At 63.7% G+C, this 22,134-nt stretch carries 18 protein-coding genes; 9 read left to right on the forward strand and 9 right to left on the reverse strand.

The genetic code is table 11. From position 1 onward, the window contains the following. Positions 1-12 precede the first annotated feature (12 nt). Positions 13-633 carry an Asp/Glu/hydantoin racemase gene (locus tag VM99_13720; GenBank protein ID AKJ99075.1) on the forward strand — a complete coding sequence of 207 codons (621 nt, stop codon included), beginning with the start codon at positions 13-15 and terminating at the stop codon, positions 631-633. Between the two features lie 45 nt (positions 634-678). Here the strand turns inward: VM99_13720 and VM99_13725 are convergent, their stop codons facing one another. Together VM99_13725 and VM99_13730 are read right to left on the reverse strand one after the other, a co-directional pair. Next, the gene (locus tag VM99_13725; protein AKJ99076.1) at positions 679-921 is read right to left on the reverse strand and encodes a hypothetical protein; all 243 of its coding nucleotides are present in this window, start codon (positions 919-921) and stop codon (positions 679-681) included. Positions 922-963: 42 nt separating this feature from the next. Further along, positions 964-1,317 (reverse strand): antibiotic biosynthesis monooxygenase, encoded by a 354-nt coding sequence (locus VM99_13730; GenBank protein ID AKK01752.1) that lies wholly within the window; start codon positions 1,315-1,317, stop codon positions 964-966. 328 nt (positions 1,318-1,645) lie between these two features. Here VM99_13730 and VM99_13735 point away from each other — a divergent pair, with 328 nt between their 5' ends. Then, positions 1,646-2,575: an AraC family transcriptional regulator gene (locus VM99_13735; GenBank protein ID AKJ99077.1), complete on the forward strand. Its 930-nt coding sequence runs from the start codon at positions 1,646-1,648 to the stop codon at positions 2,573-2,575. A 141-nt stretch (positions 2,576-2,716) separates the two neighbouring features. Here VM99_13735 and VM99_13740 read toward each other — a convergent pair whose 3' ends face one another. After that, on the reverse strand, positions 2,717-4,348 hold the full coding sequence (locus VM99_13740) for a hypothetical protein (GenBank protein ID AKJ99078.1): 1,632 nt from the start codon (positions 4,346-4,348) through the stop codon (positions 2,717-2,719). Positions 4,349-4,457: 109 nt separating this feature from the next. On the opposite strand from VM99_13740, the gene VM99_13745 reads away from it, so the two are divergent. Further along, positions 4,458-5,339 (forward strand): LysR family transcriptional regulator, encoded by an 882-nt coding sequence (locus VM99_13745; protein ID AKJ99079.1) that lies wholly within the window; start codon positions 4,458-4,460, stop codon positions 5,337-5,339. Between the two features lie 182 nt (positions 5,340-5,521). Here the strand turns inward: VM99_13745 and VM99_13750 are convergent, their stop codons facing one another. Both VM99_13750 and VM99_13755 read right to left on the reverse strand, forming a co-directional pair. Next, on the reverse strand, positions 5,522-6,541 hold the full coding sequence (locus VM99_13750; protein AKJ99080.1) for an alpha/beta hydrolase: 1,020 nt from the start codon (positions 6,539-6,541) through the stop codon (positions 5,522-5,524). A 277-nt stretch (positions 6,542-6,818) separates the two neighbouring features. Next, on the reverse strand, positions 6,819-9,128 hold the full coding sequence (locus VM99_13755) for a 5-methyltetrahydropteroyltriglutamate--homocysteine methyltransferase (GenBank protein AKJ99081.1): 2,310 nt from the start codon (positions 9,126-9,128) through the stop codon (positions 6,819-6,821). A gap of 107 nt (positions 9,129-9,235) precedes the next feature. Between VM99_13755 and VM99_13760 the strand changes: the two genes are divergently transcribed. Beyond that, a complete protein-coding gene (locus tag VM99_13760) occupies positions 9,236-10,153 on the forward strand; it encodes an XRE family transcriptional regulator (GenBank protein AKJ99082.1) in 918 nt (305 codons plus the stop codon). A gap of 209 nt (positions 10,154-10,362) precedes the next feature. On the opposite strand, the gene VM99_13765 is transcribed toward VM99_13760, so the two are convergent. The 4 genes from VM99_13765 to VM99_13780 form a co-directional block, all read right to left on the reverse strand. Then, a complete protein-coding gene (locus tag VM99_13765) occupies positions 10,363-10,860 on the reverse strand; it encodes a GNAT family acetyltransferase (GenBank protein ID AKJ99083.1) in 498 nt (165 codons plus the stop codon). Beyond that, the gene (locus VM99_13770) at positions 10,857-11,495 is read right to left on the reverse strand and encodes a lysine transporter LysE (GenBank protein ID AKJ99084.1); all 639 of its coding nucleotides are present in this window, start codon (positions 11,493-11,495) and stop codon (positions 10,857-10,859) included. The genes VM99_13765 and VM99_13770 overlap by 4 nt, the downstream gene beginning before the upstream one ends. Before the next feature lie 17 nt (positions 11,496-11,512). Beyond that, positions 11,513-11,929, reverse strand: a complete 417-nt coding sequence (locus VM99_13775; protein AKJ99085.1) for a DNA mismatch repair protein MutT — start codon at positions 11,927-11,929, stop codon at positions 11,513-11,515. A 185-nt stretch (positions 11,930-12,114) separates the two neighbouring features. Further along, positions 12,115-13,473 carry a chemotaxis protein CheY gene (locus VM99_13780; GenBank protein AKJ99086.1) on the reverse strand — a complete coding sequence of 453 codons (1,359 nt, stop codon included), beginning with the start codon at positions 13,471-13,473 and terminating at the stop codon, positions 12,115-12,117. Positions 13,474-13,699: 226 nt separating this feature from the next. On the opposite strand from VM99_13780, the gene VM99_13785 reads away from it, so the two are divergent. Genes VM99_13785 through VM99_13805 form a run of 5 tightly spaced genes read left to right on the forward strand, consistent with a single transcriptional unit; the run spans position 13,700 to position 22,065 of the window. Then, entirely contained in the window at positions 13,700-15,991 is a 2,292-nt protein-coding gene (locus VM99_13785) for a diguanylate cyclase (protein AKJ99087.1), read from the forward strand. Then, positions 15,988-17,862: a diguanylate cyclase gene (locus tag VM99_13790; protein ID AKJ99088.1), complete on the forward strand. Its 1,875-nt coding sequence runs from the start codon at positions 15,988-15,990 to the stop codon at positions 17,860-17,862. Before VM99_13785 ends, VM99_13790 begins: the two co-directional genes overlap by 4 nt. Positions 17,863-17,903: 41 nt before the next feature. Beyond that, positions 17,904-18,863 (forward strand): cytochrome B6, encoded by a 960-nt coding sequence (locus VM99_13795; GenBank protein AKJ99089.1) that lies wholly within the window; start codon positions 17,904-17,906, stop codon positions 18,861-18,863. Further along, the gene (locus tag VM99_13800) at positions 18,860-20,662 is read left to right on the forward strand and encodes a histidine kinase (protein AKJ99090.1); all 1,803 of its coding nucleotides are present in this window, start codon (positions 18,860-18,862) and stop codon (positions 20,660-20,662) included. Before VM99_13795 ends, VM99_13800 begins: the two co-directional genes overlap by 4 nt. Continuing rightward, positions 20,659-22,065 carry an ATPase gene (locus tag VM99_13805; protein AKJ99091.1) on the forward strand — a complete coding sequence of 469 codons (1,407 nt, stop codon included), beginning with the start codon at positions 20,659-20,661 and terminating at the stop codon, positions 22,063-22,065. Before VM99_13800 ends, VM99_13805 begins: the two co-directional genes overlap by 4 nt. The last annotated feature ends 69 nt before the right edge of the window (positions 22,066-22,134 follow it).

The raw sequence follows: 22,134 nt of genomic DNA on the forward strand, positions 1-22,134 counted from the left end.
GAACACGCTGTCATGCCCGATGAGATCCACTTCTACGAACCTGCCCACGGCCACGGCCTGCCCCACGACCCGTTCAACGCCATCGTCGGCCCACGCCCCATCGGCTGGATTTCTTCGCAGGATGCCGAGGGCCGCCTGAATCTGGCGCCCTACAGTTTCTTCAACGCCTTCAACTACATCCCACCGATCATTGGTTTTTCCAGCGTCGGTCGCAAAGACAGCCTGAACAACATTGAACAGACCGGCGAGTTCGCCTGGAACCTGGCCACGCGCCCGCTGGCTGAGCAGATGAACCAGAGCTGCGCGATGGTCGCGCCTGAGGTCGACGAGTTCGAACTGGCAGGCTTGACCCCCGCGGCCTCACGGGTGATCCAGGTGCCGCGGGTGGCTGAAAGCCCGGTGTCCTTCGAATGCAAGGTCACCCAGATCATTCAACTGCAACGGGCGGACCAGACATTGGTGCCGAGCTGGCTGATCCTGGGTGAAGTGGTTGCCGTGCACATCGCCAAATGGCTGTTGAAGGACGGGATCTACGACACTGCTGCCGCCGAGCCGATCTTGCGCGGCGGCGGCCCGGCAGACTATTTCCAGCTGGGCCCCGAGGCGCTGTTCAAGATGCATCGCCCGACGTAAGGCAATAGCGATTCGACCCTTGGCGAGGGCGCTCTGTGTCGATGATCAGTCAACTCGCCACACCAGCCCACCCTCTTCATCCACATCCTGCAGGCGGGTCAGTTCCACGGCGGCCGCTTCATCGGCCTTGGCGGCGGTGTCGAAGGATTGCTCTTCAAGCACCTTGTTGAAACGCGGCGCCCCCGAGCCACCGAGGGCTTTGGTGGCGATGGCCGCGAAATAGCCGCCCCCTTCCCGGGGCATGACGGCGGAAACAGCTTCAAAGGTTTCAAAGGCTTTACGTGCCATGCTCAAGCTTCCTGGCGATGAAAAATAACCGTCATTAAACCTTCAACCGGCCAGTTTGTGTACCGTCGCCAGGCAGCCTTCAGTCGCCTGGGCGGCGGACACTTCGCGAAAGGTGTGGAAATCCAGGCTGCTGACCACCAAGTCCTGTACCAATGCGGAAAAAATCGCCATGGCCGGGGAATTGAAGTAGGCCTCCATCACCTGCTGATGGGTCCACAGCCCCGACACCAGCCACAAGTCGGCGTCGCATTGCGATTGCTGCAACGCAAAGTGCAGGCAACCAGGGGACTGGCGCGAGGGCGCGACCAGTGTGCTCAGGCGTGCCCCCAGTTGCTTGGAGCAACCGCTGCGGGCCCGCACGAAAACCATGTGACTGACGGGGATCTGTGTCGTCATGTTCAACCCTCCCAGGTCATCCGTGGTGCAGCCGGTGACAGGCTGCGACAGGATCAAAGGTTAAGCGCCAAGGCACCAGCCTCGTTAGTCGATTCCTGCCGACCCATTGCACAATCCTGCGCCAGAGCGTTACAAAATTCGCCGAGTCGTCGACTGAATCCGGAGAACTTGAAACAAAAGGTTTCAAGCAAGTTTCGCCAGCATGGCCCGGCCGCCCCCTGTCACGCCGTGCAGGATCAGGCAAGCTTTCAACAGGATGTGGCTACCGCTGCGGCTTGCACAAACATAAGCTTTTGCCCACCGCTCTCTATTTCCCGAGGATTCCGGCATGACGCCACTCGATCACGCCCACGTCCCGCTGGACACGTACCTGGAACAACAGCGCGCCGAACTGGCGTCGATCATCCAGCGCAATACCTGCGAGGACGGCACCTACGCGACGGCGATCGCCTCGCTGAACCTGTCGCGCCATAGCCAACCCAACGAGTTTGCCCCCGTGCTGGCGCAACCGGCGCTGTGCATCATGGCCCAGGGCAGCAAACAGGTGCGCCTGGCAGACGAACAGTTCAACTACGACCCGCTGCATTACCTGGTGGTGTCGGTGTCGATGCCATTGAGCGGTTGCATCGCCAACGTGTCGCCCGAGCACCCGATCCTGGCACTGCGCCTGGACATCGACCCGGCGGAAATCACCGCGCTGATCGCCGACGCAGGCCCCTTGGGCGTGCCGACCCGCCCGGCCGGACGCGGCCTGTATGTCGAGCGCCTGGACACGCCAATGCTGGATGCCGTCTTGCGCCTGACCCGATTGCTGGACAGCCCGAAAGACATCGCCATGCTCGCGCCATTGGTGCGCCGGGAGATCCTGTATCGCCTGCTGCGCAGTCCACAGGGGTATCGCCTGTACGAAATCGCCATCGCCAACAGTCAGAGCCATCGCATCAGCCAGGCGATCAAATGGCTCAACCGCCACTTCGAACAACCGCTGCGCATCGACGAACTGGCCCGGGAAGTGAACCTCAGCGTCTCGACCCTGCACCACCGGTTCAAGGCCATGACGGCGATGAGCCCGCTGCAATACCAGAAGCAACTGCGCCTGCAAGAAGCCCGGCGGCTGATGCTGGCCGAAGGCTTGGAAGCCTCCGCCGCGGGCTATCGGGTGGGCTATGAAAGCCCTTCGCAGTTCAGCCGCGAGTACAGCCGACTGTTTGGCGCGCCGCCGTTGCGGGATCTGGCGCGGTTGCGGTTGACGGTTTGACCGGCGGTGTTGCGTTGACTGGGCCGATCCCATCGCGAGCAAGCTCGCTCCCACAAGGGATGTCCAGGGAACAAGAATGTCTGCTCACCAGCGATCAATGTGGGAGCGAGCTTGCTCGCGATGAGGCGAGTAAAAAACACCTCAGCACTTCGATGTCCAAACCTCCTGGTCAATCTCGATCAACGTCGGTCCCTGCCGCTCACGAGCCGTAAGCAGCGCCGCGCGCAGTGACGCCGTATCCTCCACAGCCTGGGCAAAGCAGCCCAGAGCCTTGGCCACGCCAATGAAATCGGGGGTGTAAATGTCCACGCCCACCGGCTCGATGGCGCGGTTGAGCATGTACTTCTTGATCTCTTCGTAACCCTGGTTATTCCACAGCAGCACGATCACCGGCACGCGTGCTTCCACGGCGCTGGCCAGTTCCGGCAGGGTGAACTGCAACCCGCCATCGCCGATCAGGCACACCACCGGCGGGCGTCCGTGCCCTTGGTCCTTGCCGCCGAGCCAGGCGCCGATGGCCGCCGGCAGCGCATAGCCCAGGGTGCCGTAGCCGGTGGACGAGTTGAACCAGCGGCGCGGCTGTTCGGGGTTGAAGGTCAGGTTGCCGGTGTACACCGGTTGGGTCGAATCACCGACGAAGACTGCGTCCGGCAGCGCCTGCAAGACATTGTCGAGGAAAACCGTCTGGGCACGGGTCGACGCGTCCCAATGGTTCGAAAGGTCGGCCCGCAACCGGGCAGCCCGCGCCGCGCCCCAGTCCTGATAGTGCTCAGCCATAGGTTGCCGACCCAAGGCATCGAGCAAGGCTGCGGCGGCGCTGCGGGCATCGGCCACCAGCGCCAGCCGAGGGGGATAGTTGCGCACGGTCTGGTCCGGGTCGATGTCGATCCGCAGCAGCGCGCCAGGGATCTCGAAACCACCGGCGAAGGTGACGTCATAGTCGGTTTCGGCCAGTTCGGTGCCGATGGCCAACACCACATCTGCCTCGGCGACCAACGCGCGGGTGGCGACCAGGCTCTGGGTCGAGCCGATCAGCAACGGGTGACGGGACGGCAACAAGCCCTTGGCGTTGATGGTCAAGGCCACCGGCGCCCCCAGGCGTTCGGCCAACGCGGTCACTTCGGCGCCAGCCTCGATGGCGCCGCCACCGGCCAGAATCAGTGGCCGGCGGGCCGTGGCCAGCATCGCCGCCATCTGTTGCACTGCAGCCGGTGCGGCCCCGGCGCGGCTGACGTTCACCGGTACACTGGCCAGCAAGGCGTCGGCGTTTTCGACCAGCACGTCCAGCGGGATTTCGATGTGCACCGGCCGCGGGCGCCCGGCCTGGAACATCGCGAACGCCCGCGCCAACACGCCGGGCAACTCGGCGACGGACAGCAGCGTGTGGGAAAACGCCGCGACGCCACTCACCAGCGCCGCCTGGTTCGGCAACTCATGCAACTTGCCCCGCCCGCCCCCCAACTGGCTGCGCGACTGCACGCTGGAGATCACCAGCATCGGGATCGAATCGGCGTAGGCCTGGCCCATGGCGGTGGTGATGTTGGTCATGCCGGGGCCGGTGATGATGAAACACACGCCAGGCTGGCCGCTGACCCGCGCATAACCGTCGGCCATGAAACCTGCGCCCTGTTCATGGCGCGGCGTCACATGGCGAATGCTTGAACGGGCCAGCCCGCGATACAACTCGACGGTGTGTACGCCAGGAATGCCGAACACCTGCTCCACGCCATAGCCTTCGAGTAACTTGACCAACACTTCGCCGCACGTTGCCATCGCCACTGCCCTTTTTCTCTTGGAATGGCGTCATTGAACGGTCAGGCCATGGCGGCAACAATCGATAAAAAGTCATACTCGCCATGTCCTCACGTCATGGCTCGCACCGATGAAACGCCTTCCGCCGCTTCCGGCCCTGCACACCTTCCTGGTCACCGCCCAGTGCTGCAACTTCACCCGGGCCGCCGAACAGTTGCACATCACCCAGGGCGCGGTGAGCCGGCAGATCGCCGGGCTGGAGGCTCATCTAGGCTATGCGTTGTTCCAGCGCCAGGCCCGGGGCTTGAGCCTGACGACGCAAGGCGCGGCGTGGCTGCCGCGGGTGCAGCAGGTGTTCAACCTGATCGGCGAGGCGGTGGAGCAGATCGGTGACAAGCACCGGGCCCTGCAACTCAAGGCCCCGACGTGCGTGCTGCGCTGGTTGTTGCCGCGCCTGCTGCAATGGCAGAAGGCGCGGCCGGATGTGCCGGTGGAGCTGACCACCACGGTCAAGCACGGCGTGGATTTCCAGCGCGAGGCCTTCGACGCCGCCGTGGTCTACGGCCCGCCGCCGGATGCCTCGCTGGCCAGCCTGCACCTGTTCGATGAACAACTGACGCCGGTCTGCTCGCGCCCGCTCCTGGACGGCCCCGTGCCGCTGCACTCGCCCGACGACCTGCAACAACATCTGTTGCTGCACCCCACCCCCGACGGGCGCGACTGGACCACCTGGCTGGACGCCGCCGGGGTGCACCTGGGCAGCGCCGCCAAGGGCCAGCACTTCGAAACCCTCGACCTGGCGATGTCCATGGCCTCACAAGGCACCGGCGTGGCGATTGGCGACTGGTCGTTGATCGGCGACGACCTGAGCGCCGGAAGGTTGGTGATGCCGTTCGAACTGAAGGTCGGAACCGGGTTGGGTTATCACCTGGTGTTCCCGCGCAAGGCCGAGGTGGCGGCGCCGTTGCAGGCCTTGATGGAATGGCTGGTGGCGCAGGCCAAGGCGCGATGAGCCTACAGCCGTAGGCCTTTGTGGCGAGGGGATTTATCCCCGTTGGGCTGCGCAGCAGCCCCTAAGAGTGCCGCTCGCCGTGTCAGGTAAATTGAGTCGGCAAGATGGGGCTGCTACGCAGCCCAACGGGGATAAATCCCCTCGCCACAGGTTCTACGAAACTTGAGAAAACTGCATGCTTGTCAAAGCACATTCGGCGCCTGCACCGGTTCGATCTGCGCCCAGTGCGACGTATCGTCACGATGCTGTTGCAGGTAAGGCAGCACCGCGCCCAGCAATGGCGCCTTGAACGCCTCCTGGAAACGATGGGCCAGGCCTGGGATCAGCTTCAATTGGCTACCCTGGATGTGTGCGGCCAGGTGCACGCCATGCATCACCGGCAGCAACGGGTCGGCGGTGCCGTGGACGACCAGGGTTGGCACCCGCAGTTGATTGAGCAACGCCACGCGGCTGGGCTCCGCCAGGATCGCCATGATCTGGCGCTGCACGCCTTCGGGGTTGAAGGCCCGGTCATAAGCCACCGCGGCCTGGTGCAGCAGCGCCTGCCGATCGTCGACCACCATGGGGCTGCCCAAGGCGGCCAGCAGGTCGGCCTGTTGCTCCAGCGCCACTTCGCGATTCGGCGCGCTGCGCCGCGACAACAGCTGGACCAATGCCGCGCTGGGTGCCGGCAGGCCTTCGGCGCCGGAACTGGTCATGATCAGCGTCAGGCTTTCGACCCGCTGCGGAGCCATGGCAGCCATGTGCTGGGCGATCATCCCGCCCATGCTCACGCCCAACACATGAAAACGCTGCACCTGCAAGGCATCCATCAAGCCCAGGCCATCCTCGGCCATGTCGGTCAAGGTATAGGGCGATGCCACGGGCAAGCCGAGTTTATAGCGCAGCGCTTCAAAGGCCAGGTTGGCGCTGCCGGGCGCCTGGCGCCAGGTGGACAGGCCGACGTCCCGGTTGTCGTAGCGAATCACCCGGAAACCCTGTTCGCACAGTGCCACCACCACTTCGTCCGGCCAGTGGATCAATTGCCCACCCAGCCCCATCACCAGCAACAGCGCAGGATCGGAGGGGCGGCCCACGCTCTGGTACGCCACGCTGACCTGATCCAGATCGACCCGTTGGGTCGGCACATTCACATCACAACGAGAAGCCGCAATCGACGGCAGGCCGCACAACAAGGCGGCCAGGAAAATGAATACACGCATGAAGAAACACCAAAACGCAGAACCCCAGTAGAGCGCGAGTCTGATGAAGTTTGTTCAAGCGCGCTGCCACAGTTGCGTGACAGTTTGATGAAGATTGCCGAGTGGTGTTGCAACCGAACACCGTGGCGAGGGAGCTTGCTCCCGCTGGGCGGCGCAGCCGCCCCAGACCTTCGAGCCTTTACCCTACTTCCAGGCGAAAGATGTTTGGGAGTGCTTCGCACTCCAGCGGGAGCAAGCTCCCTCGCCACAGGGACGCTTGCGTTCATCCGTTACAGCGTCAAGCCAACTGACTGCGCAACTGCCGCGCCGCCGCCACCATGTTCACCAACGCCGCTTCCGTCTCCGGCCACGCCCGGGTTTTCAAGCCGCAATCGGGGTTGACCCACAACCGCTCCGGAGCGATGCGCTTGACCGCCTTGCTCATCAGCGAAACCATCTCGGCCGTGTCCGGCACCCGGGGCGAGTGGATGTCATAGACGCCCGGGCCGATATCGTTCGGGTAATCGAACGCTTCGAAAGCCTCCAGCAATTCCATGTCCGAACGTGAGGTTTCAATGGTGATGACGTCGGCGTCCATGTCGGCGATGGCCTTGATCACGTCATTGAACTCGCTGTAGCACATGTGGGTATGGATCTGGGTTTCATCGCCCACGCCCGAGGCGCACAGGCGGAAGGCCTCCACCGCCCAGTCGAGGTATTCCTGCCATTGGCCGCGGCGCAACGGCAGGCCCTCGCGAAACGCCGCCTCGTCGATCTGCACGATGCTGATGCCGGCTTTCTCCAGGTCCAGCACTTCGTCCCGCAGGGCCAGGGCCAGTTGGCGGGCCTGGACCTGGCGCGACACATCTTCGCGGGGGAACGACCACATCAGCATGGTCACGGGCCCGGTGAGCATGCCCTTCATGACCTTGTCGGTCAGGCGCTGGGCGTAGCAGATCCAGTCGACGGTCATGGGCTTGGGCCGGCTGATGTCGCCGTAGATGATCGCCGGCTTCACGCAACGCGAACCATAGCTCTGCACCCAGCCGAAACGGGTGAAGGCGTAGCCGTCCAGTTGCTCGGCGAAATACTCCACCATGTCGTTGCGCTCGGCCTCGCCATGCACCAGCACATCCAGGCCCAGGCGCTCCTGGATCTGCACGGCATGACGGATCTCGGTGTGCATGGCGTCCTGATAATCGTTGGCCGACAACTTGCCCTGTTTATAGGCCTGACGTGCCAGGCGAATCGCCGACGTCTGTGGGAAAGAACCGATGGACGTGGTCGGAAACGCCGGCAACTTCAGCCTGGCACGCTGCCGTTCGATGCGCTGGGCGAAGGGCGATTGCCGCTGGCTGTCCTGGGGACTGATCGCGTCGAGTCGGGCCTGGACCTCAGGCTTGTGGATCCGTGCCGAGGCGGCGCGACGGGCCTGCACTTCACGGCTGTCGGCCAAGGCCTGGTGGACGCCGGGGGCGTGAGGGTCATTCAACGCATCGCGCAGCACCGCCACTTCACCACACTTCTGCACGGCGAAGGCCAGCCAGCTCTTGAGTTCGGGATCGAGCTTGTCTTCACGCTCCAGGTCCACCGGGCTGTGCAGCAACGAGCAGGACGTGCTGACCCAGAGGTTGTCGCCAAAACGTTCCTGGGCCGGTTGCAACTGCGCCAGTGCCTGTTCCAGCTCACAACGCCAGACGTTGCGGCCATTGACCAGGCCCACCGACAGGATCTTGTAGCTCGGCAGCCGGTCCAGCACCTGGCCCAATTGCTCCGGCGCACGTACCGCGTCGATGTGCAAGCCATCCACCGGCAGGCTCACCGCCAGGCCGAGGTTGTCGGCCAGGCCGCTGAAGTAGGTCGCCACGAGTTTTTTCAGCGGCGAATACTGAAGGATGTGGTAGGCCCGCTCGAAGGCATTTTTCCAGGCCTGGGGCAAATCGAGGGTCAGGATCGGCTCGTCGATCTGCACCCATTCCACGCCCTGGCGCTGGAGACGATTGAGGATTTCACCGTAGACCGGCAGCAACCGCTCCAGCAGGTCCAGCTTGTCGAAGTCCTCGCCCTTGGCCTTGCCCAGCCACAGGTAGGTCAGCGGGCCGATGAGCACCGGCTTGACCCGATGGCCCAGGGCGTGGGCCTCGTCCACTTCGTCGAACAGCTGTTCCCAGCTCAGGGTGAACGCTTGGTCAGCGGAGAACTCCGGGACCAGGTAGTGATAGTTGGTGTCGAACCACTTGGTCAGCTCCTGGGCGTGTTGCGCCTGGTCGTGACCGGCGCAACAGCTGGCGGTGGCGCCACGGGCCATGGCGAACAAGGTGTCGAGGGTAGGCCGGCCCTGGCCATTGAGGGTGTCGTGGAAACGCGATGGAACCACGCCCAAAGCCAGGGTGTGGCTGAGCACCTGGTCGTACCAGGCGAAGTCGCCGACGGGCAGCAGGTCGATGCCGGCGTCTTTCTGCAATTGCCAGTGCCGGGCCCGCAGCTCACGTCCCACCGCTTGCAGCGCGTCCGGTGCCAGGTCGCCCTTCCAGTAGGCTTCGAGGGCTTTTTTCAGTTCGCGGTCGGCGCCGATGCGGGGAAAACCGAGGGTGTGGGCCAGGGCCATGGTGTGCGTCCTCCTGTAAAAGATGGCGCTATTGTCGACAGCCGACCCTTCATGAGACAAACTCAACCTTTTCGTGTTGATCACAAGTTTTTCTCATGGAGCCTCCGGTGCTTGAACTCCGTCACCTCAAGACCCTGCATGCCCTGCGCGAAGCCGATAGCCTGGTGGAAGCCGCCGAACGCCTGCACCTGACCCAGTCCGCGCTGTCCCACCAGTTCAAGGAACTGGAGGAACGCCTGGGCATGCAGTTGTTCGTGCGCAAGACCAAACCGGTACGGTTCACCAGCGCCGGCCTGCGCCTGCTGCAACTGGCCGATGCCACCCTGCCCCTGCTGCGCGGCGCCGAACGGGACATCGCGCGCCTGGCGGGCGGCACCGCCGGGCGCCTGCACATGGCGATCGAGTGCCACAGCTGCTTCCAGTGGCTGATGCCCACCATCGACCAGTTCCGCGACGCCTGGCCCGAAGTCGAACTGGACCTGGCCTCGGGCTTCGCCTTCGCGCCGTTGCCGGCCCTGGCCCGGGGCGACCTGGACCTGGTGGTCACGTCCGACCCGCTGGAACTGGCCGGCATCACCTACGTGCCGCTGTTCACCTACGAAGCGATGCTCGCCGTGGCCAACCAGCACCGTCTGGCGGGCAAGCCGTTCATCGTGCCGGAGGACCTGGTCAGCGAAACCCTGATCACCTACCCGGTGGAACGGGATCGGCTGGACATCTTCACCCGCTTCCTGGAGCCGGCCGACATCGAACCGGCCCAGGTGCGCACGTCCGAACTGACGGTGATGATGATGCAACTGGTGGCCAGCGGCCGCGGCGTCTGCGGCATGCCCCACTGGGCGCTGCATGAATACAGCTCACGGGGCTACGTGAAGGCCAAGCGCCTGGGCGAAAAAGGCCTGTTCGCCACCCTGTACGCAGCGGTCCGCACAGACATGCTCGACGCACCGTACATGCGCGACTTCCTGCTGACGGCGAAGGACACGTCGTTTTCCACCCTCGATGGGGTCAGTGCGGTGCGCTGATGGCGGCGAGCCCTTCGCGAGCAAGCCCGCTCCCACAGAGGATCCGCAGCAAAGCCCAATTCTGTGGACACCACCACCCCCTGTGGGAGGACCTGCTGCAAAGCCCAACTCTGTGGACACCACCAACCCCTGTGGGAAGATCTGCTGCAAAGCCCAACTCTGTGGACACCACCAATCCCTGTGGGAGCGGGCTTGCCCGCGAAGGGGCCCTACAGTTCAAGCCACATATGGATCTTGTCGAAGTATTCGTCATCTACCCGGATGGCCATCGGCTCCAGCCCATACAGCACAAAGCCGCAACGCTGGTAGAGCTTGACCGCCGGGTCGTTGCCGGCGGTGACGGTCAACTGCACCAGACGCAGGAAAGGGTGGCGGCGAGCTTCGTCGAGGGCCGCTTGCAGCAACTGCTGGCCCAGCCCCTGGCGGCCATGGGCGGCGCTGACGTACAGGCCGAACAGAGTCGCCTTGTGCCGGGCCTTGGCCCGAGGCTCCAGGGCCAGACCGACCATCCCCACCAGTTGCCCCGCCTCGAACGCCCCCAGCACCACGTCCAGCCGGCTGGTCAGCCGCGACTCCCACCAATTGATCGGCAGCGCCGCCCGCTCACTGACGCTGGAAGTGAAGGCCTGCGGATGCTGCGCGTAGGCCTGGAGCATCAGTTCGCGATACGCGCTGGCATCGCCGGCCCGCAGCCGCCGGATGTTCATGCCCCGCGCCGTTGCTCAAGCATCAGGCGCAGCGCCAACGTAGCGAGCACAAAGCCCATGAAATAACGCTGCACCGCCAGCCAGGTCGGGTTGTGGGCGAACCAGGACGCAATCCCGGCGGCAAACAGCGCGATCAGCAGGTTGACGCTGAAACTGATGCTGATCTGGGTCAGCCCGAGGATGAGGCTCTGGGTGAACAGCGAGCCGTGCTCCGGGCTGATGAACTGCGGGAACACCGACAGGTAGAACACCGCGATCTTGGGGTTCAGGGCACTGGTGAGAAAGCCCATGGTGATCAACTTGCGCGTAGAGTCCGCCGGCAACTGCTGCGCCTCGAACGGTGAGCGAGCACCGGGCTTCACGGCCTGCCAGGCCAGCCACAGCAGATACAGCGCACCGGCCCACTTCAGGATTTCATAGGCCAGAGGCACCGCCAGGAACACCGCCGTCAGCCCCGCTGCCGCCGCGAACATGTGCACGAAAAAGCCCGCCACCACTCCCAGCAGGGAAGTGACGCCGGCCTTGCGGCCCTGGCAGATCGAACGGGAAATCAGGTAGATCATGTTCGGACCGGGCGTGAGCACCATCAGCAACGCGGCGGCGGCGAAAATCAGCAGGTCTGGCAGTGCAATCATGGGCGTTGTTCCTGGAATCAGCAGGCCACGGAAGGCGACGCTCGATAAAACGGCAGGATGACCTCGCCTGTCAACGGCGCCAGCAGCAGGTCGTGCTCGCCGGCCGGATCGATCCAGCGCACTTCCTCGATCTCGGCAGCCGGTGAAACAGCGGCGTCGATTTCCAGCAGGAACACCTGCGCCTGGACGGTAAAGCCTGGCTCGTTGGCGGCCGGCGCACTGAAGGCGCCCAGGTAGCGCGCCTGGGCAGGATCGATCACCAGGCCCAGCTCTTCCTCCAGCTCCCGGGCCAGGGCCTCGACCGGTTGCTCATGGGGCTCGATCTTGCCCCCCGGCTGCATGAAGGCCAGGGTGCCGCGCTTGCGCACCAGCAGGGTCCGACCGTCCGGCCCGATCAACAGGGCGGCGGCGATGCGGATGAGCGAATCGGTCATGGGAATTGGCCTCGGGCAAAAAATGCCCGGGAGATTACAGATCGCAGCGGTTGGAGCAAAGCCTCAAGATCAACACTGTCTCTTGTGGGAGCGGGCTTGCTCGCGAAGGCGGCGTGTCAGGGAATACATCCTTAACTGACACACCGCCTTCGCGAGCAAGCCCGCTCCCACAGGTTGAGCTGTGTTCACCCCAGGATCGGCCTGGGCGCCGAAGCGTCTTCGGGAATCTTGACGAACACGCTGTAGCGGGCGCACTCCATCGCTTCGAAGGCGATGAGTTTTTCCACCAGCGGACCGCTCAGGACCTTGCCGGCGTTGAGCAGCAACATGCCGTTGTCGGCATTGAGGTTGCGCGCCAGGACCATCCCGGCCGACAGCTCCCGGGTGTTCAAGACCTTCACCGTCGGGTCCGACAGGGTCACGTCGTCCAGGTATTCGCCGCAGGCCTTGATGAAGTCCTCGATCATGTCCGGGTCGTACAGCTTGCCAGCGTATTTGCGGATGTAGACCAGGGCTTCGTCGCTGTTCATCTGCCGTTCGAGGATCAACCCGCGCTGCAACTCGATGAAGTCCACCGCCAGCTTCAACAGCCGCGAACCGAACGGGATCGCCTCGCCCTTGAGGTGCTCGGGGAAGCCGCTGCCGTCCCAGCGTTCCTGGTGATGGCGAATGATCCGGGCCGCGTCCTTCATCGGGTCCAGGGTCATCAACAGCGATTCGCTCTGCTTCGGATAGGCGCGGTACAGGTCCAGCTCGGTGTGGTGCAGCAGGTCGGCCGGCGTGACCATCATGTTGTCGGTCCAGCTCAGCTTGCCGATGTTGTACAGCGCCGCCGCCATGGTCAGGTCGCGATCGGTGGACTCGTCGAGGAAATGCAGGCGGCTGTAGACCCGGATCAACTCGATGATCTGCCGGTTGGTCTGCTTGGCCTTGGGCAGGCGCAGGTTGGCGATCAGCGAGAACACTTCCGTGCTGGTGACATAGCTGCGCTTGAGTTCATCGTAGGCCAGGTCGAGCATGTCGGCGGTCTGCTGCAACTCGGAGGTGCGCGAGGCCACGCGTTTTTCCAAGGTGGCGTTGAGCGTCTTGAGTTGCTGGTTCTGCTCGCGGGTCAGCGCTTCGAGGCGCTGGCGTTCGCTTTCGGAATGCTGGTGGGCCAGGGCCTGGCGCAGGGCCTGCACCACTTCCTCGTCGTTCCACGGTTTGCTGAGGTAGCGGTACAAGCCGCCCTCGTTGATGGCCTTGGTCATCATGTCGACGTCGGCATAGCCGGTGAGCAGGATGCGCAAGGTCGATGGGTACAACTGGCGAATCTGTGCCAACAGCGTGGCGCCGTCCATGTTGGGCATGCGCGCATCGGTCATCACCAGGTCGACCGGCCGCTCCTTGAGGATTTCCAGGGCCTTGGCGCCACTGTCGGCCAGCAGGATTTCGTAGGGCTGGCTGCGCAGCAGCCGGCGCAGGCTGTTGAGGATCGACTCTTCGTCATCGACCAACAGCACCGTCGGTTTTTTGACCGGAACGTCCGGCGATTGATCTTCCATTGCTACCCCCTCCTATTGATGACGACCGTTTACCGTCCCCCAGAAGACAGGCTAGTAGATTGCCGGCATTTAGGCACGATTTGCCATCACGGGCCGAGCGCATCCCGATGAGCCGACTATGCTGTACCCCATGGAAGGCCATGTACGGGCCAGAACTCTCATGCCAGCGAAAGGGATATCAGATGTTCCCAGGGTTCTATTGTCAGCATCGCCACGGTGCACGGCCATGAGCCTGCCATCGGAAAGAGCCAACCGGCGGATCCTGATCGTCGACGACACGCCGACGATCCATGAGGATTTTCGCAAGATCCTCAGCCCCCACGCGCCGTCCGAGGACCACCTGAGCAGTGCCGAAGAAGCCCTGTTCGGTGCGCCGGTGGCCGTCGCCGCCCAGAGTTTCAACCTCGACTCGGCCTTCCAGGGCATGGAAGCCCTGAACAAGGTCGAGGCGGCGCTGGAGCAAGGGCAGCCCTACGCCATGGCCTTCATCGACATGCGCATGCCGCCCGGCTGGGACGGCCTGGAAACCATCGAGCGGCTGTGGCGCGCCGACCCCAAGTTGCAAGTGGCGTTGTGCACCGCCTATTCGGACTATTCCTGGGAAGACATCGCCGACCGCCTGGAGCTGGGCGACCGTCTGCTCATTCTGAAGAAACCCTTCGACGCCATCGAGATCCGCCAGATGGCCAGCACGCTGACGGTCAAATGGCAGATGACCGAGGACGCCGCGCTGAAGATGGACATGCTCGAACGGGCGGTCGAAGCGCGCACCCGAGAACTGGCCGACGCCAACATCATCGTGCAGAACAGCCCGACCATCCTCTATCGCCTGCGGGGCGAGCCGCCGTTCCCGTTGATGTACATCTCCCACAACATCACCAAGTTCGGCCATGTCGCGGCGCATCTGGTGGGCGCGCCGGACTGGGCGCAGATGCTCATCCACCCCGATGACCAGTCCAAGATCGACGCCGCCATGGTCCGCGTCCTGGACCGGGACAATGCCGGCGCCTCCATCGAGTTTCGCCTGCGCACCGGCGACGACACCTACCGCTGGGTGGAGAACCGCTACATTCCGGTGCGCAATGAGCAAGGCCTGTTGCTGGAGGTCGAAGGCATCATCCTCGACATCACCGAACGCAAGCTGGCCGAAGAGAAGATCGCCCTGCTGGCCCGCACCGACGGCCTGACCGGGCTGGCCAACCGCGCCACCATGATCGAACGACTGCACCAGGCCTTCGCCGCCGCGCGCCGGGGGGCGCCGGCGTTCGCGATGTTCTACCTGGACCTGGACCACTTCAAGCGGATCAACGACACCCTGGGCCACCCCATCGGCGACCTGCTCTTGCAGGAAGTCGCCGCACGCATCAAGGCCTGCACCCGGGAGAACGACGTGGTCGCGCGCCTGGGCGGCGACGAGTTCGCCATCCTGCAACTGGACGTTCACGAGGCCACCCATTGCGCCGCGCTGGCGGCGAAGATCCGCGACGCCCTGGTGGCGCCCTACGCCCTGGACGGCAACGACGTGCGGATCTCGGTGAGCATCGGCATCGCCCTGTATACGCCGCAGAGCCTGAGCGCCGACAGCCTGATGGCGCAGTCCGACATGGCCCTGTACCGCTCCAAGGAGAAGGGTCGCAACCAGTACCATTTCCACAACGAAGAGATCAACCAGGAAGTCACCGACCGGGTCGCCCTGGCCAACGATCTGCGCCGGGCCATCGAGAACCAGGAGCTGCATTTGCATTACCTGCCGGAAGTCGACCTGGGCACCGGCAAAATCCTCGGCATGGGCGTGCAGGTGCGCTGGAACCACCCCGAGCGCGGCTGGCTGGAGCCGGCGGTGTTCATGCCGGCCGCCGAGAAGACCGGGCTCATCATCGGCCTGGGCCACTGGGCGCTGGACCAGGCCTGCCGGCAGATGCGCCAGTGGCGCGACCAGAACATGGCGCCGCCGGTGATCGCCCTCGACCTGTCCCTGACCCAGCTCAAGACCGGCCCGGAACTGATCTACGACGTGCTGCGCACCACCGCGCGCTGGGAACTGGCCCCGTGGGACCTGCGCTTCGACGTCACCGAAGCCACCCTGGCCCAGACCAAGTGGACTCACAACGACGTGCTGCCGCGCCTGTGCGAACTGGGCGTGCAGATCGCAATCGATGAGTTCGGCACCGAATATTCCTCGTTCGATTACCTCAAGACCTACCGCGTCAACCACCTCAAGCTCGCCCAACGGTTTCTCGACAGTGCCAACGCCGACCCCGGCAACGCCACGACCCTGCGGGCCATCCTCAACTTCGCCCGGGACGTGGGCATCGGGATCATCGCCGAAGGCGTCGAGACCCAGGAGCAACGCACCACGCTGATGTCCAGCGGTGGGACGATGCAAGCCCAGGGGCACTACTTCAGCACGGTCGTGGACAGCCACCAGGCCGCCGAGCTGCTCAAGGCCGGCAGCATCGTTCCGGCGGCCGACCACTGGACGCGCCCCCCGAGCCAGCTATCGGAGAGCACCCCATGAACCCCTTGTCCGTACCCGCGAACAGGCGAATCCTGGTGGTGGATGACACCCCGGCCATCCACCAGGACTTTCGCAAGATCCTCAGCGCCGGTGGCGGCGGTGATGAGTCGCTGGACGATACCGAGAGCCTGTTGTTCGGCACGCCCCAGGTCAGCCGGCCGCAGTTCCAGATCGACTCCGCGTACCAGGGCGAAGAAGCGCTGGAACTGGTCAAGCGCGCCCAGGCCGAAGGCCAGCCCTACGCCCTGGTGTTCGCCGACATGCGCATGCCGCCGGGCTGGGACGGCCTGCAGACCATCGAAAAACTGTGGGAAGCCGACCCCCGGCTGCAAATTGCCCTGTGCACGGCGTTCTCCGACTACACCTGGGAAACCATGTCGGAACGGATCGAGTTCGACGATCAGTTGCTGATCCTCAAGAAACCCTTCGACACCCTGGAAATCCGCCAGATGGCCAGCGCCATGACCTGGAAATGGCAACTGGCCCAGGATGCCGCGCGCAAGATGCGCAGCCTGGAGCGCACGATTGAAGAGCGGGTCCAGGAACTGCTCAAGGTCTCCCATCTGCTGCAATACGACGTGCTCACCGAACTGCCCAACAGCATGTTGCTCGGCGACCGCCTGACCCAGGCCATGGCCCAGTGCCGCCGACATGACCGGCAACTGGCGGTGATGTTCCTCGGCCTGGACCGTTTCAAACGGGTCAACAACGCCCTGGGGCACCCGGTCGGCGACGAGATGCTCAAGCGCGTGGCCCGGGCGCTGGCCACCGTGGTGCGCGAGTCCGACTCGGTGTTTCGCTACGGCTCCGATGAATTCGTGGTGGTGCTGGGGGACATCGCCGACCCGCAGCAGACCAAGGGCGTGGCGGAAAAACTGTTGGCAGCGGTCAGCACGCCCCAACCGATCGACGGCCATGACTTGACCGTCACCGCCAGCCTGGGGGTAAGCGTGTACCCCACCGACGGTTTCGACGCCGTGGCGCTGATCAAGAAAGCCGAGACGGCGATGCGCAACGTCAAGGAAGCCGGCCCCAACGACTACCGTTTCTTCACCGAAGACATGAACCGCCGGGCCCGCCAGCAACAGACCATCGAGTCTGGCCTGCGGCTGGCCCTGCAACGCAAGGAATTCGTGCTGCACTACCAGCCCAAGCTCGACCTGACGAGCGGCAAAGTGGTCGGTGTCGAGGCGCTGGTGCGCTGGAATCGCCCGGAGCACGGCCTGGTCTACCCGTCGGACTTCATCCCGGTGGCCGAGGACAGCGGGCTGATCGTGCCGCTGAGTCAATGGGTGCTCCAGGAAGCCTGCCAGCAGGCCCGCACCTGGCAAGACCAGGGCATGCGACCCCTGTACCTGTCGGTCAACGTCTCGGCCATCGACTTTCGCCAGCGCGGCTTCGTCGAAGGCATTGCCCGCACCCTCAAGGAAACCGGCCTGGACCCGACACAGTTGGAACTGGAGATCACCGAAAGCGTGCTGATGCAGAACATCGACACCACCGTCGCCATTCTCAAGGCCATCAAGCAACTGGGCGTGCGGCTGGCCATCGACGATTTCGGCACCGGGTACTCGAGCCTGAGCTACCTGCAGAAATTCCCGGTGGATGTCCTGAAAATCGACCAGTCGTTCGTGGGCGACCTGAGCATCGACAGCAATGACGCCAAGCTGGTGAGCACCATCATCAGCCTGGGCAAGGGCCTGAACCTGCACATCATTGCTGAGGGCGTGGAGACCCTGGCGCAACTGGACTTCCTCCGGGCCCACCAGTGCGAGGAGGCCCAGGGGTATTACTTCAGCAAGCCCGTGGAACCGCACGCCTTCGCCCAATGGATGGCCGAATGGGAACAGCGCCCGAACCCGTTTTCCTAAAAACAGCCTGCTCCATCAACCCACGTTCAAGGAAGTCTGCGATGGCGTCACCAGGACTCTTGTTGGCTCTCGGCCTGTTCATGGGACTCAGTGTGGCCGCCCACGCCGAGCCCCTGGACGAACCGCTCAAGCCGCTGCCTCCCGTCCCCGCGCTGGACCCCAAGCGCGTCCAACTGGGCCAGCGGCTGTTCAACGACCCACGGCTGTCGGTGAACAACACCCTGTCCTGTGCCAGTTGCCATCGCCTGGACAAGGGCGGTGCCGACGACAAGGCGTTGTCCCTGGGCTTCGACGGCAAGCCGGTGGAGGTCAACACCCCCACGGTGTTCAACGCCAGCCTGAATTTCCATCAATTCTGGGACGGCCGCGCCGACACCCTGGAAGAGCAGGTGCACATCGTGGTCACCAGCCCCACGGAAATGGGCAGTAACTGGGACACCGTGGTCAAGCGCATCGCCGACGACCCGGGTTATACCAGGGACTTCAACGCGACCTACCCCGACGGCGTGACCAAGCCCAATATCCAGGGCGCCCTGGCCGATTTCGAACGCACCCTGCTGACCCCCAACTCACGCTTCGACCAATACCTGCTGGGCAACACCGACATCCTCACGCCGCGGGAAAAATTCGGCTATGAGCGTTTCAAGGAATACGGCTGCATCGCCTGCCACCAGGGCGTGAACATCGGCGGCAACATGTTCCAGAAGTTCGGTGTCATGGGGGACTACATCGCGGACCGGGGCAACCTCACCCGGGCCGATGAAGGGCGCTTCAACGTCACCGGCGATGAAGGTGATCGCCAGGTGTTCAAGGTGCCCAGCCTGCGCAATGTCGCCGTCACCGCACCGTATTTCCACAAGGGCTCCGCGGCGACGCTGGAGCAGGCGGTGGAAGTGATGTTCAAGTACCAGTTGGGCCGTGAACCGGCCGGCAAGGATACCGAGTTGATCGTCGAGTTCCTCAAGACCCTGACCGGCGAATGGGAGGGCAAACCCTTATGAAGGCCCTCCGTCGACTTGGCCTGGCATTCATCGGCGTGTTGCTCGTTTCGGTGCTGCTGTTCATGTACATCCAGTCGGGTGCGCAACAGGCCGCCTCGTACATCGAGTCCCGGGACCTGGTCCGGCAGTTGAAGCAACAGGACGCGATCTGGGACAACGAAGTGCTCAAGACCCGGATCGCCCTGACCCACAACTACGACCCCCTGGTCTCGCCGCTGCATGAAATCACCCGGCTCTGGCAGCGCCTGGACGCCATCGAATCGGCCTCGGGCCGCCACGCGCCCACGCTCTGGGAAACCCAGCGCGACGCGTATCTGGAGGCGGTCAAGGAAAAGACCCGCCTGGTGGAAAAATTCAAGTCGCACCACGCGATACTGCGCAACTCCCTGGCCTTCCTGCCAACGGCCGAAGACGATATCCAGGGCCAGTTCGCCCGGCTCACCGACGAGCAACGGTTGCAGCTGCAAAACGTCGCCATCGACACCTACGACCTGTTGCTCAGCAGCATGGAGTTCGCCCAACTCACCACCCCGGACACGGCCGCCGAGGTACTGCTTGGGCTGAACCGGCTGGACGTCAACAAGGAGCGCCTGCCCGAAGGGTTCCAGAACGCGGTGACCACCATGAGCCGACACATCGCGATGGTCCTGCGCGAACAACCCCAGGTCAACGAGTTGCTGGAGGGCATTGAGGCGGTCCCGGTGGCGGACCGGCTGGACACCATCACCAGCCTGCTCGATAAGGATCAGGAAACCGCTGCCGCCCTCCACCAGCGCAACCACATCTACCTGATGGTGTTCGCGATGTTCCTGGTGCTGATCCTGATCTGGCTGGCGATCCGTCTGGTACGCAGCTTCGCCGAGATCAAGCGGGTCAACAGCGCCCTGAAAACCGCCAACGACGAGCTGGAGCAACGGGTGGAAGAACGCACCCGCCAGCTCAAGGACACCCAGAGCGAGCTGATGGACACCGCCCGCCAGGCCGGCATGGCGGAAATCGCCACCAACGTGCTGCACAACGTCGGCAACGTTCTCAACAGCGTGAACATTTCCGCCGACCTGGTCAGCCGCAAATTGCGCAGCAGCAAGGCGCTGGGGCTGGGCAAGGCCATGCAACTGGTCAACGAACACCCCCACGACCTCGGGCATTTCCTCACCGAAGACGAAAAAGGCAAGCTGCTGCCCGGCTACCTCAACCAACTGGTGGACGCCATCGCCGCGGAACAGCACAGCCTGATCGACGAGCTGGGGCAGTTGAGCAAGAGCGTGGACCACATCAAGGACATCGTTTCGACCCAGCAATCCTACGCCGGGGCCAACAGCCTGCTGGAGCCCCTGGTGGTCAGCGAACTGCTCGAAGACGCCCTGCGCATGAACTCCGGCGCCCTGACCCGCCACCATGTCACGGTGATCAAGGAGTATGGAGACGTCCCGCGGATCATGGGCGACAAGCACCGCTTGCTGCTGATCCTGATCAACCTCATCAGCAACGCCAAGTACGCCATGGCGGGGGTGTCCAATCATGCGCGGAACATGACGTTGAAGGCGGCCGTGGTGGATGGCGAGACCCTGCAGATCAGCGTCAAGGATGAAGGCGAAGGCATCCCGGAGGAAAACATGACACGCATCTTCGCCCACGGCTTCACCACGCGTAAGGACGGCCACGGGTTTGGCCTGCACAGTTGCGCCCTGGCGGCCATCGAAATGAACGGGCGCCTGACCGCCCACAGCGAAGGCCCCGGCAAAGGGGCCACGTTCCAGCTGCAGGTGCCACTGAAACTCGCGGAGGGTGAGCCATGAACACCCTGAGCAACCGCCGCATCCTGTTGATCGACGACACACCGGCCATCCATGAGGATTTTCGCAAGATCCTCACCCCCGAGAACGAGATCAACGCCGACCTGCAGGACATGGAGAACGCCCTGTTCGGCGAGGCACCGAAACCGGTCGCCACTGTGTTCGAACTCGACTCGGCCTATGGCGGCCAGGAAGGCCTGAACAAACTGCTCGACGCCCAGGCCAGGGAACGCCCCTATGCCCTGGCCTTCGTCGACATGCGCATGCCCGAAGGCTGGGACGGCGCCAAGACCATCGAAGAACTGTGGAAGCGCGATCCGCTGCTGCAGGTAGTGGTCTGCACCGCCTACTCGGATTACTCCTGGGACGAACTGCTGGAACGCCTCAATGGCCACGACCGCCTGCTGATCCTGAAGAAGCCCTTCGACAACATCGAAGTCCAGCAGATGGCCAACACCCTGACCACCAAATGGGCCATGACCGCCCGCGCCCAGTTGAAAATGAGCAAGCTCGAAGACCTGGTGGAACAACGAACCCAGGCGTTCAAGCAGGCCAGCGAACTGCTGCAGATGGAAATCGACGAACGCAAGATGCTCGAAACCCAGCTGGTTCAATCGGAAAAACTCGCCTCCCTGGGCCAACTGGCCGCCGGGGTGGCCCACGAAATCAACAACCCCATCGGCTTCATTTCCTCCAACCTGGGGGCCCTGGACGGCTATTTCAGCAAGCTCCAGCAAATGCTCGCGGCCTACGGCAGCGCCGAGCAAGCCATCGCCTCGCCGGAGCAACTGGTGCACCTGAGGACGCTGCGCGAGCAAGTGGAGCTGGATTTCCTGGTGGAGGACATCCCGCTGTTGATCAAGGAGTCCAAGGACGGCATCGGCCGGGTCGGGCAGATCGTCAAGGACCTCAAGGACTTCTCCCGCGTCGACTCCAACCAGGAATGGCAGATGGCCAATTTGCAACAGGGCATGGATTCGACGCTGAACATCGTCGCCAACGAAATCAAGTACAAGGCCGACGTGGTCAAGCAATACACGCCGCTGCCGGAAGTCGAATGCCTGCCGTCGCAGATCAACCAGGTGATCATGAACCTGATCGTCAACGCCGCCCAGGCCATCGGCCCCGAACGCGGCACCATCACCCTGCGCAACGGCGTCGACGGCGATACCGTCTGGATCGAAGTCGCCGACAACGGCTCGGGGATCCCACCGCAAACCCTGCAAAAAATCTTCGACCCGTTCTTCACCACCAAGCCCATCGGCCAAGGCACGGGGCTCGGTCTGTCGCTGTCCTACGGCATCGTGAAAAAACACAACGGCGAAATCACGGTGCGCAGCGAAGTGGGAGTCGGCACGACCTTCAGGGTGGAGTTGCCGGTGCGGCAGATGAAGGTGGCGGGGTGAGTGGGCTGTCTGTGGGGCCAAGGCGCGCCAGGATGAAGCTTCTGCCCGCAGGGTTGCCCAGGGTTTCAC

The sequence above is a fragment of the Pseudomonas chlororaphis genome (assembly GCA_001023535.1).
Taxonomy (GTDB): Bacteria; Pseudomonadota; Gammaproteobacteria; order Pseudomonadales; family Pseudomonadaceae; genus Aquipseudomonas; species Aquipseudomonas chlororaphis_E.